The organism is Microbacterium sp. SD291 (assembly GCF_017355365.1).
In the GTDB taxonomy this organism is placed as follows: Bacteria; Actinomycetota; Actinomycetes; order Actinomycetales; family Microbacteriaceae; genus Microbacterium.
The window spans coordinates 49,878-61,654 of sequence record NZ_JADIJR010000020.1 but is presented as its reverse complement, the minus strand read 5'-3'; the positions used below and the strand labels follow the sequence as shown (position 1 = coordinate 61,654).

The window sequence follows — 11,777 nt, the reverse complement described above, 5'->3', positions numbered from 1 at the left end:
TCACCTTCACCTGGCCCGACGGCTCGACCGCGCTCGACGCGGTCTCCGGATCCTTCGGCTCCGGGCGCACCGGCCTCGTCGGACGCAACGGCGCCGGCAAGTCCACGCTGCTGCGGCTGATCGCCGGAGAGCTCGAGCCGACCTCCGGGGTCGTCTCGGCGGGAGAGGTCGCCCACCTTCCCCAGAGGCTGACGCTCGACGTCGGACGCCGTGTCGCCGACCTCCTCGGCGTGGCCGAGACGCTCGACGCGGTCAGGGCGATCGCGGCGGGCGACGTCGATCAGGCGCACTTCGACGCGGTCGGCGACGACTGGGACATCGAGGCGCGCGCCGCGGCATCCCTCGCCGAGGCCGGTCTCGCGCCGGAGTTCCTCGACCGGCGCATCGGAGAGCTCTCCGGCGGCGAGGCCGTGCTCGTGGCGATCGCCGGCATCCGCCTGCGGCGAGCGCCGATCACCCTCCTCGACGAGCCGACCAACAACCTCGACCGCGAGGCCCGCGCGAAGCTGGCCGGGATGGTGCAGGCCTGGAAGGGCACGCTCATCGTCGTGAGTCACGACGTGTCGCTGCTTGAGTTGATGGACGACACCGCCGAGTTGTACGCACAGACCCTGAGCGTGTTCGGCGGCCCGTACTCGGAGTGGCGCGCCTGGCTGGATACGGAGCAGGATGCCGCGAAGCAGGCCGAGGTCACCGCCAAGCAGGAGTTCCGCAAGGAGAAGCGTCAGCGGATCGAGGCGGAGCTGAAGCTCGCGCATCGCGCGCGCACCGCCAGGAAGGCGGAGCTCGAGAAGCGCGTGCCGAAGATCGTCGCGCACGGCCGGAAGATGGCGGCCGAGGTCTCGGCGGGCCGGCTGCGCACCGAGGTCGGTGCGAAGGAGGATGCCGCTCGCGCCTCTCTCGACGAAGCAGGGCGCCGCGTGCGCTCCGACGGCTCGATGAAGATCGAACTGCCCGATCCACAGGTCTCCCGGAGCCGCCGCATCGCGGTCCTCGGCGACGAGGAGAGGGCCTGGGTGCTCCAGGGACCCGAGCGGGTCGCACTGATCGGGCGCAACGGCGCCGGGAAGACGACGCTGCTGGAGCGGCTCGTCGCGTCGGGCCTGTCGGTTCACAACTCCGGAGATCCTGGCCGGTTGGACGGTTCCGGGCCCGATTCGGCCGGATCCGGCACGATTCTCCGGAGTCATGAACACGATGAGCTGCACGCCGAGGCCCTCACCGACCGCATCGGCTACCTGCCGCAGCGCGTCGACGGGCTCGACGAGACCCGCTCGGTGTTCGAGAACATCGCGGATGCCGCGCCGCAGGTGCCCGAGAAGGAGCTGCGCAACAGGCTCGCCCGGTTCCTGATCCGGGGCGCCACTGCAGACCGGCCGGTGGCTGCCCTCTCGGGCGGTGAGCGGTTCCGCGTGGCACTGGCGAAGGTGCTGCTCGGCGACCCCGCACCGCACCTCGTGGTGCTGGACGAGCCGACCAACAACCTCGACATCGACACCGTCGATCAGCTCGTCGAGGCGCTGCGGGCCTACCGCGGCGCGGTGCTCGTCGTCAGCCACGACGACGCGTTCCTCACCAGGCTCGGACTCGACCTGGTGCTCGAGATCCACGCCGAGGGAGCACTGCGCGAAGCGGAGGCGGTCGCGCCGTTCAGCTGAAGGTGACCAGCCACCACGGCACGGCACCCACCTCGAGCTCCCGCAGGGAGCCGTCGCCGTCGAGCACGAGCAGCACGTTCGCGCCCCAGGATCCGGGGGCGGCGGCGATCACGGTCGTCGTCCCCGACGGCCCGGCGATGGCCCGCTCCGCGTCGTTCTGCATCTCGACGGTGGCCACGATCTGCCCGCTCGCGATGTCGATCGTGCTGATCAGCATCCGCTCCGCGTTCACCGACTCGCGGTGCTGCACGAGCACGAACCCCTGCGCGGCACCGGCGGGGGCCACGACGACGCCGTGCTGCGCCGCCGCTCCCAGCGCCCGTCCGAGCAGCGCCTCGATGTCGTCCGCGTCGATGGCGTCGGAGTCGCCGGGGACGAACTGCCCCGTCCCCAGCAGCATGCCCAGGCGCGGGTCGAGCCCGACGTCCGGCAGGATCTCGGCTCCGACGAGCTCGGTCCGCCTGATCGTGCGTCCGTCGGGAGACGTGATCACGAGCGCGTCCCTGTCGACCGACTCGGCGACCGAGACGATCTCGAAGCTGGTGCCGTCGGCGGTCGCCGCAGCCTCCACCGACCGCGTGATCGCGCCGACATCGAGGAACGGACTCGCGCTCAGCACACCCTGCCAGCGCCGCGCCACGGCGGCGTCGGCCGCAACGGCATCCGTCCGGCCGACGGGGACCTGCACCACCGCGCCGGTGCCGGTGAGCGCGACCACCGCGTTCGCCTCCGGGTCGAAGCCGTACGCGCTCGCGGCCAGCACCGCGCCGCCGCCGATCCCGGAGATGCCGTCGCCCCGCGCGTGCACGGCTCCCGAACGAGCATCCAGGATCACGAGACCCGCATCGGTGCCGAGATACACCCACGACGAGTTCCCTGCCAGTACCGCGGCCTCGGTGCCCAGCTCCTCGTCGAGGCGCTGGTCCCACAGCTGCGTGCCGTCGGAGAGGCGGATCGCGGCGGCCCTGGTCTGGAACATCGGCTCGAAGAACCCCGGTCGGGACGTGTCGGCGTACACCACCACCGCGACGTCGCTCTCGTCGATGCTGACGACCGCCGCGGCCGGGAGGATCTCGAGGTCGCGGGTCGCCGGCGAGAAGAGGATGGTCGCCAGGACGATCAGGGCCCCGATCACGATCGGCAGGATGAACAGGCCGAGGAACCCCCGCCGGATGCGGCGGCGCACCTTCTTCGGGTCGTGCGGCGCACGCGACGGCATGGCCGTCGAACCCAGCGGCAGAACCGTGCTGCCGTTCAGCACATACCCTCGCGACTCGTTCGTGTTCATGCCCTCAGCATGGGCACGGCGCCCGCTCTCCCGATCACGGGTTCGGCTTCGCCCGCGCGCCGCTCTATAGGCTGTCGGGCATGAGCGCCTCCGCCCAGCTCTCCCCATCCGCATCAGGAGCCGCATCCGGTCCGGATGCCGCCGCCGCGCTGCATCCGCGGGGTCAGGTGATCGCGCAGGCGTGGCTGGACCTCGGGGCGGGAGTCGCTCCGCTCAGCAACGGCTCGGGTCGCCCGCTCGTACGGACGCTCAAGCTGATCCTCGACCCGCTCGTGATCAGGCCGACGCGCCTCGCCGCCAGCCGGACCGGGCTCGCGTCGGTGCTGCTGCAGTCGGGCAGAGCCGGTGCTGCGGCGAAAACGCTGCGGACCCTGCTCGCAGAGTTCGATCAGGATGCCGCCGTGCACGAGCGGCTCGAGGCGTACGCGTTCCTCGGTGACGCGGAATCTGCGCGGCACCGGTATCCGGCGGCGGACGAGGCGTACCGGGCGGCGCTGGAGCTGACGCGCTCCGCCGCCGACCGCTGCCGCGTCAATCTGCGGCGGGCGGAGATGCACGCCGAGTGGGCGGCGATGTCGTACACGCCGCGCTCGCGCATCCAGCGACTGGAGAAGGCGAGGGATCTGGCGATCCCGGTGCTGCTGGTCACCGAGGCCCTCCGCGACGGCTTCGCCCCCGGGAGCACCCGGGAGCGCTGGACGCTGCAGGTCGCCGCGCCTGCCAGGGAACTGGCGTTCCGCTTGGCGCGCACGCTGGGCGACACCGCCCTGCTCTTCGAACTCGTCGAGAACGCCGCAGCGTCCGTGACGCTGCAGTCGAGCCCCTCGGCATCCGCCGGATCCGATGGCGCGCACCATGCGCCGGGTGGAGCTCTCCTGCCGTTCGAGGCGCAGCCCGCTCCCCTCGAGGATCTGCAGGGCTCGGAGCCGGAGGAGCTGCCCGCCGCGGCCGCCGGGCTTCTCGGTGCAGCGTCCCCCTCGTCCGTGCGGTTCGCTCCCCCACCGCGGGTGCGGGCGATACCGGGGGCTGCTCCGGTGCTCGACACCTGGATCCGGGCGGCCGAGGCCGAGTACGGCGTCGCGGTGCGCTCCGACACTGTGGTGGACGCGTGGTGAGCAACTGGCGCGACGACCCGCAGCTGGGGTCTCCGCTGCCGATCCTGAAGACCGAGGGCGCGAACGTGCTGATCGATCTTCCGGACGGCGCCCGACCGACGGCACGGCTGCGATTCGTCGACGGGGCGGATCTGTTCGTCAGCTGGGTCTGGGCTCATCAGCCCGACTCGCCGCGGATGACGATCATCGGGCGCGAGCTGGTCTCCCCGGTGCTCGACCGGCTCGCCCGCGCCCTGCCGACTCCGCTCGCCGGGGAGACCGGCATCGACGCGCTGCGGCGGGCTCTCACCGATGGCGTGCTGCTCGATGCCGACCGGGAGCAGCACCTCGCCCAGGCGCTGACGGCGGCGCTGGTCCCGCAATGGCTGGGATCGGAACTGAACGCGCTGGAGCAGGCGGGACGGCGACCGCACCTGCGCATCCAGCTCTCGCCATCGACGGCGCAGCTGCCGTGGGAGCTGCTCAGCACGTCGGGCGACGAGCGCGGCATCGACATGGCGGACGTCTCGGTGCTGCTGCCACCGACCCTGCGGAACGATCCGGCGCGCACCGTGTCGCCCTGGTCGCCCGAGGCGCCGGTGGTCGCCGTGCTCGATCCCGTGGTGCCGGGGTTCGCGACAGGCGGCGAACTGGGCAGCGTCCTCGGCCCCGTGGATGCGGCGTCTCCGCTCGCGCAGGCCGTGCAGGAGCTCGACGCGCGGCGCATCCCGTCGGGGGCGGCCTTGCGCCGCTCCGACATCGGACGCATCGCACTCGCTGAGGCTGTGGCGGATGCCGGCCGGCTGCTGTACGTCGGCCATGTGACGGCCTCGACGCATGCACTGGACGCGAGGCTCCACCTCTCGGACGGAGCGGATGCTCCCGGCACGACGCCCCTCATCGGAGCGCACCGCCCGTACTCCGCCGCCGAGATCGCGCTCGGCGGCGACGCCCTCGCCCCGCTGAGGTCGCCGAACCGGGTGGCGCTGATCGCCTGCGACTCGGGCACCGACATGCGCTTCGCCGAGCCGACGGGACTCGTGGCCGCGTTCGCGCACCGCGGCGCCGAGTACGTCACCGCGACGCGCTGGACCCTGCCGACCGAGGCGGGACTGCGACGCCTCGCGCCCCAGCTCGGCGACCGCGCGGCGGGCATGCTGACCGACGCGATCGTCGCCGTGAACGCCGCCCACGAGGCCGCGGATCCGGTCGCGGCGCTCGGCGCCTGGCAGCGCGAGCAGCGGATGCTGTGGACCTCGACCGGCGACCCCCGTCACTCCCCGATCATCTGGGGTGCGCTGGCGACCGCGTGGACTCCTGCACCCGCTGCGGGTGCGAGCATTCCGTCTCGGAACTGAGCGACTCCCCCCGATGTCCCCGGCCTCGGCGAAGATGGAGGGATGAGCGACGTGCTCGACCGCTTCACGCCCGCCACGCAGGACTGGTTCCGTGGTGCCTTCAGCGCGCCCACCCCCGCGCAGGCGGGAGCGTGGGACGCGATCTCGGCGGGCAAGCACGCGCTCGTGGTCGCCCCGACCGGCTCGGGGAAGACGCTCTCGGCCTTCCTCTGGGCGATCGACAGCGTGTTCCGCGAGCGGACAGCGGGCGATGCCCGCGAGCGGACGGCGATGGCGGATCCCGCCCCGAAGAAGGACACGTCGCGCACGCGCATCCTCTACATCTCCCCGCTGAAGGCGCTGGGCGTCGACGTGGAGCGGAACCTCCGCTCGCCCCTCATCGGCATCGGCCAGTCCGCCCGGCGGCTCGGTGTCCCCGCCCCGACAGTGACCGTCGGCGTGCGCTCGGGTGACACGACCTCGAGCGACCGGCGCAAGCTCGTCGCCGATCCGCCCGACATCCTCATCACGACCCCCGAATCCCTCTACCTGATGCTCACCAGCCGCGCCGGCGAGACGCTGCGCGACGTGCACACCGTGATCATCGACGAGGTGCACGCGGTCGCGGCGACCAAGCGCGGTGCGCACCTCGCGGTGAGCCTCGAACGCCTCGACGCGCTGCGCCGCACGCATGCCCTTCGACTGGCTCAGGAACCCAGCGAGTTCAAGGCTGCTCAGAGGATCGGCCTCTCCGCCACCGTCCGCCCGATCGACGAGGTCGCCCGCTTCCTCGGCGGTTCGGCACCTGTCGAGATCGTCGCCCCTCCCGCCTCGAAGACGTTCGAGCTCGCAGTCGTCGTCCCGATGGAGGACATGACCAATCCGCCCCCGCCGCCCGGCCCTTCGACCGGCTCAGGGACCCAGGCTCCGACGACTGATGCGGAATACACCGAGGTCACCGGCTCCGTCTGGCCGCACGTCGAGGAGGCGATCGTCGATCGCATCCTGCAGAACAACTCCACGATCGTGTTCGCGAACTCCCGGCGTCTGGCCGAGCGGCTCACGGGGCGATTGAACGAGATCTACGCGGAGCGCAACGGCATCCCGCTCCCGGAGACGACGGTCCCCGCCGCCATGATGGCGCAGGCCGGCGCGACGGCAGGTGCCGACCCCGTGCTCGCCAAGGCGCACCACGGATCGGTCTCCAAGGAGCAGCGCGCGCAGGTCGAGGAGGAGCTGAAGTCGGGCGTCCTGCGCTGCGTCGTCGCGACCAGCAGCCTCGAGCTGGGCATCGACATGGGCGCCGTCGACCTCGTCATCCAGGTCGAGGCGCCGCCGTCAGCGGCATCCGGCCTGCAGCGCGTCGGCCGCGCCGGCCACCAGGTCGGCGAGATCAGCCGCGCGGCCCTGTTCCCGAAGCACCGTGGCGACGTGCTGCACACCGCGATCGTCACCGAGCGGATGCTCGCGGGCAGGATCGAGGCGATCCAGGTGCCGCGGAACCCGCTCGACATCCTCGCCCAGCAGACGGTGGCGGCGAGCGCCCTCGGCGAGATCGGCGTCGAGGAGTGGTTCGAGACGGTCCGCCGCTCCGCACCGTTCCAGTCGCTGCCGCGCTCGGCGTACGAGGCGACGCTCGACCTGCTCGCCGGGCGGTTCCCGTCCGACGAGTTCGCCGAGCTCCGGCCCCGCCTCGTCTGGGATCGCGACGCCGGCACCCTCACCGGCCGCCCCGGCGCGCAGCGCATCGCGGTGACCAGCGGCGGCACGATCCCCGACCGCGGACTCTTCGGTGTCTTCGTCGCCGGCGAAGGGGCCGGACGCCGCGTCGGCGAGCTCGACGAGGAGATGGTCTACGAGTCGCGAGTCGGTGACGTCTTCACCCTCGGCACCACGAGCTGGCGGATCGCCGAGATCACGCACGACCGGGTCAACGTGATCCCGGCGTACGGACAGCCGGGCAAGGTGCCGTTCTGGCACGGCGACGGCATCGGCCGCCCGTACGAGCTCGGCGAGGCGCTCGGCCGGTTCTCGCGCGAGGTCGCCGCCGCGACGCCGGAGAAGGCGGCGCAGCGTCTGATCGAGGCCGGGCTCGACGAGCAGGCGAGGGCGAACCTGATCGCGCATCTCACGGAGCAGCGCGAGGCGACAGGGACGCTCCCCACCGACCGCACGCTGACCGTCGAGCGCGGGCGTGACGAGGTCGGCGACTGGCGGGTCATCCTGCATTCCCCATACGGCATGAAGGTGCACGCGCCATGGGCGCTGGCGATCAACGCGAGGATCCGCGAGCGCCTGGGCGTCGAGGGATCGGCGGTCGCCAGCGACGACGGGATCATCGTTCGGATCCCGGATGCCGAGGCGGAGCCGCCCGGCGCCGAGCTGTTCGTGTTCGAGCCCGAGGAGCTCGAGCACATCGTGACCGAGGAGGTCGGCGGGTCCGCGCTGTTCGCCTCCCGCTTCCGCGAGTGCGCTGCGCGCGCGCTGCTGATGCCGCGGACCAACCCGAACCGGCGCTCCCCGCTCTGGCAGCAGCGGCAGCGCTCGGCGCAGCTGCTCGAGGTGGCCCGCCGGCATCCGACCTTCCCGGTGATCCTGGAGACGCTGCGCGAGGTGCTGCAGGACGTCTACGACCTCCCGTCGCTGCGCACGCTCGCCACCTCGATCGCCGACCGCCGCGTCCGCCTCGTCGAGACCGAGCCGTCTCAGCCCTCTCCGTACGCGCGGGATCTCCTGTTCGGGTACGTGGGCGCCTTCATGTACGAGGGCGACTCGCCGCTCGCCGAACGGCGGGCCGCCGCACTGTCGGTCGACCCTGCGCTGCTCGGAGAGCTGCTCGGCACTGTCGAGCTGCGCGAGCTCCTCGACCCCGACGTGATCGCCCAGTTCGAGCGCGAGGCCCAGCGCCTCGACCCCGAGCGCCACGCCCGAGGCCTGGAGGGGGTCGCCGACCTGCTGCGGATGCTCGGGCCGCTCGACGCGACAGAGGTCGCCGCGCGCCTGGAAACGGCCGAATCACCGGTTCCCGCGGCAGGCGCACGCGCCGCACAGGCCCACCTCGACACCCTGATCACCTCTCGCCGCGCCATCCCGGTGACCATCGCCGGCGTGCAACGCGTCGCCGCGATCGAAGACGCCGGGCGCCTGCGAGACGCGCTGGGAGTCGCCCTGCCCACCGGCATCCCCGTGGCGTTCCTCGAGCCGGTGGCCGACCCGCTCGGCGACCTCGTCGCCCGCCATGCACGAACGCACGGTCCCTTCACGACGGATGCCGTCGCCATCCGCTTCGGCATCGGCGGCGCCGTCGCGCGGCACACTCTCCAGCGGCTCGAGACCGCCGGACGGATCACCAGCGGATACTTCCTGCCGACCGCCGCCGGCCCTTCGACAGGCTCAGGGACCCAGGATCAGAGCGAATGGTGCGACACCGAGGTGCTGCGCCGGCTGCGGATGCGGTCGCTCGCCGCGATCCGCGGCAGCGTCGAGCCCGTCTCGCCCGAGGCCTACGCACGATTCCTGCCCGACTGGCAGCACTTGAACCGGCCTCTCGAGGGGCTCGACGGAGTGCTCACCGTCATCGAGCAGTTCGCGGGCGTGCCGATCCCCGCGAGCGCGTGGGAGTCGCTTGTGCTGCCCGCGCGCGTGCACGACTACACCCCGGCCATGCTCGACGAGCTCACCACGGCAGGCGAGGTCGTGTGGGCCGGCAACGGCACGCTCCCCGGCCGCGACGGCTGGGTGTCGCTGTATCCGGCCGACCTCGCCCCGTTCACGCTCCCTGACGCCGTGCTCGCCGATTCCCTGCAGGACGACACCGAGACCGAGATCGCGGCGGACTCGCTGGAGGCGCGCGTGCTCGCCGCCCTCGGCGCAGGAGGCGCCTACTTCGCCGCGCAGCTCAAGGACATGGCCGGCGCCGAGAACGAGCAGTCGGTGCTCGAGGCGCTGTGGGCGCTCACGTGGTCCGGGCGCGTCACGAACGACACCTTCGCGCCGATCCGGTCGCTGCTGGCCGGCGGATCCCAGGCGCACAAGACCACCCGGCGTGCACCGCGTGCACGCACCTATCGCGGCATGTCGCTGGCGCGCACGACGCCGAGGCCGACCTCGGTCGGGGGCCGCTGGTCGCTGCTCCCGGCCGTCGAGACCGATCCGGCTCGGCGGGCGACGGTCACCGCCGGGCTGCTCCTCGACCGCTACGGCGTGGTCACCCGCGGCGCCGTGCAGGCCGAGGGCGTGCCAGGCGGCTTCGCCCAGGCCTACCGCGTCCTCGCCGGGTTCGAAGAGGCAGGGCACTGCCGTCGCGGGTATGTGATCGAGCAGCTCGGCGCCGCGCAGTTCGCGGCATCCGCGACGGTCGACCGCCTGCGCACCTTCGCCGGGCTCGCCGATCCTCCGCCGCGGAAGGCGGTGACGCTCGCCGCGACCGACCCGGCGAACCCCTACGGGGCTGCGCTCGGCTGGCCGCGTCGCGAGGGGGTCTCGCACCGGCCGGGCCGCAAGGCGGGAGGGCTGGTCGTCCTGGTCGACGGAGCCCTGGCCCTCTACCTCGAGCGCGGGGGCCGCACCGTGCTGTCCTTCGCAGACGACGCCGAGACGCTGCGGGCCGCCGCCGCCGACCTCGCGGCGACGTCCCGCGCCCGGCGCCTCGAGACCCTCACCGTCGAGAAGGTCAACGGCGAGGGCGTCTACGGCACCGATTTCGCCCTCGCGCTGCAGGAGGCCGGCTTCGTCGTGACGCCTCGCGGCTACACCCTCCGCAAGGCCGTCTGAGCGACCGTTTACGCTGAGACGCATGATCAAGGAGTTCAGCACCGGCGTCCGGATCCTGCTCCGCGGGTTCGGGCTCTGGCGCACGCGTCCCGGGCTGATGAACCTGGGCCTCATCCCCGCGCTGATCGCGTTCGCGCTCCTCGCCGCAGCGCTCCTCCCGCTCTTCTTCGGGCTCTCCGCCCTCACCGCGTGGATGACCCCGTTCGCCGAGGAATGGCCGGCGCCGTGGCAGGGCCTGCTGCGCGGCGCGGTCGGGTTCGTGCTCGTCGCCGCCGCCGTCGCCCTCGCCGGAACCGTGTTCAGCGCGCTGACTCTGACCATCGGCGACCCGTTCTACCAGCGGATCTGGCGAGCCGTGGAGGCCGACCTCGGCGACGCACCGCCGGCGGACGGCGGCGGCTTCTGGTCGGCCATGGCGGAGGGGCTCCGGCTCGTCGTGCTCGGCATCCTGATCGCCCTGCTCGTGCTGCTGGTCGGCCTCATCCCGCTGGTCGGTGGATTCCTCGGACCGATCGCGGGCGTGGTGCTGTCGGGGCGGCTGCTGGCACGCGAGCTCACCGGCCGGGCCTTCGACGCCCGCGATCTCAGCCCTGCCGAGCGGGCGACGCTGTTCTCCGGCAGCAGGGCGAGGGTGCTCGGCTTCGGCGTCGCGACCCAGCTGTGCTTCCTGATCCCCGGCGGCGCCGTCGTCGTGATGCCGGCGGCGGTCGCCGCCTCCACGATGCTGGCGCGGGACATGATGACCCGCACCCCGCTCACGCCCGCGGCACAGTCCCCGGCGGCGCCGCCGCCTCCAGCCGCTCCCGGACTCGCCTGATGCCGGAGGGCGACACCGTCTTCCGCACGGCCAGGCGCCTCGATGAGGCCCTCGCCGGCGCCGACGTCACGCGGTTCGACATCCGCGTGCCGCGAGCCGCGACTCTCGATCTGACCGGCCGGCCGGTGCACGCGGCCGTCTCCCGCGGCAAGCATCTGCTGCTGCGGATCGGCGACAGCACGCTCCATTCGCATCTGCGCATGGAGGGCGCGTGGTTCGTGTACCGGCCGGGCGAGAGGTGGCGGCATCCGGCCTTCAAGGTGCGCGCGATCGTCGGGACAGCGCATCACGAGGCAGTGGGCGTCGATCTCGCCGAGGTGGAGGTCGTGCCGACTCGCGAGGAGTCGCGGCTGGTCGGTCATCTCGGCCCCGATCCGCTCGCCGACGACTGGGATGCCGCCGAGGCGGCGCGGCGTCTCGGCGCCGACACGCGCAGCATCCATGTCGCCCTCCTCGACCAGCGCAACGTCGCGGGCTTCGGCAACGAGTACGCGGCGGAGCTCCTCTTCCTGCGCGGAATCCTGCCGACGACGCCGACCCCCGAGGCCGACGTCGCGGCGCTCATCGATCTCGGCGTCCGCACGATCCGCGCCAACCGCGACCGGGCCGACCGCACCTTCACCGGCGTCAACCGGCCGGGCAGCACCACCTGGGTGTACGGTCGCGCCGGACGACCCTGCCGGCGATGCGGAACCCTCATCCGCCGGGGCGAGCAGGGCGCGGATCCCACCCGCGAGCGCGTCACGTTCTGGTGCCCCTCGTGCCAGCGATGAGGGACATCCCCGGGCGGGAATGAATCATGACCTTCCG

The 11,777-nt window shown here is 72.6% G+C and carries 7 protein-coding genes; 6 read left to right on the top strand and 1 reads right to left on the bottom strand.

All coding sequences use genetic code 11. The features are described 5' to 3' along the window. Positions 1–1,658: ABC-F family ATP-binding cassette domain-containing protein (locus IPV10_RS11965; RefSeq protein ID WP_207484146.1), on the top strand; the 1,658-nt coding region annotated here is incomplete at its 5' end. Here IPV10_RS11965 and IPV10_RS11960 read toward each other — a convergent pair. After that, complete coding sequence (locus tag IPV10_RS11960) at positions 1,651–2,946, bottom strand: PA2928 family protein (protein WP_207484144.1); 1,296 nt, start codon at positions 2,944–2,946, stop codon at positions 1,651–1,653. The genes IPV10_RS11965 and IPV10_RS11960 overlap by 8 nt on opposite strands. An 80-nt stretch (positions 2,947–3,026) precedes the next feature. Here IPV10_RS11960 and IPV10_RS11955 point away from each other — a divergent pair, with 80 nt between their 5' ends. From IPV10_RS11955 to IPV10_RS11935, 5 genes are read left to right on the top strand one after another with little or no spacing between them, the layout of a single operon-like run. Beyond that, positions 3,027–4,061 carry a hypothetical protein gene (locus IPV10_RS11955; RefSeq protein WP_207484142.1) on the top strand — a complete coding sequence of 345 codons (1,035 nt, stop codon included), beginning with the start codon at positions 3,027–3,029 and terminating at the stop codon, positions 4,059–4,061. Further along, positions 4,058–5,398: a CHAT domain-containing protein gene (locus tag IPV10_RS11950; protein ID WP_207484140.1), complete on the top strand. Its 1,341-nt coding sequence runs from the start codon at positions 4,058–4,060 to the stop codon at positions 5,396–5,398. The genes IPV10_RS11955 and IPV10_RS11950 overlap by 4 nt, the downstream gene beginning before the upstream one ends. 42 nt (positions 5,399–5,440) lie before the next feature. Further along, the gene (locus IPV10_RS11945; protein ID WP_207484137.1) at positions 5,441–10,150 is read left to right on the top strand and encodes an ATP-dependent helicase; all 4,710 of its coding nucleotides are present in this window, start codon (positions 5,441–5,443) and stop codon (positions 10,148–10,150) included. Positions 10,151–10,172: 22 nt separating this feature from the next. After that, complete coding sequence (locus IPV10_RS11940; protein ID WP_207484135.1) at positions 10,173–10,967, top strand: EI24 domain-containing protein; 795 nt, start codon at positions 10,173–10,175, stop codon at positions 10,965–10,967. After that, on the top strand, positions 10,967–11,740 hold the full coding sequence (locus tag IPV10_RS11935; RefSeq protein ID WP_207484133.1) for an Fpg/Nei family DNA glycosylase: 774 nt from the start codon (positions 10,967–10,969) through the stop codon (positions 11,738–11,740). Before IPV10_RS11940 ends, IPV10_RS11935 begins: the two co-directional genes overlap by 1 nt. Positions 11,741–11,777: the final 37 nt, after the last annotated feature.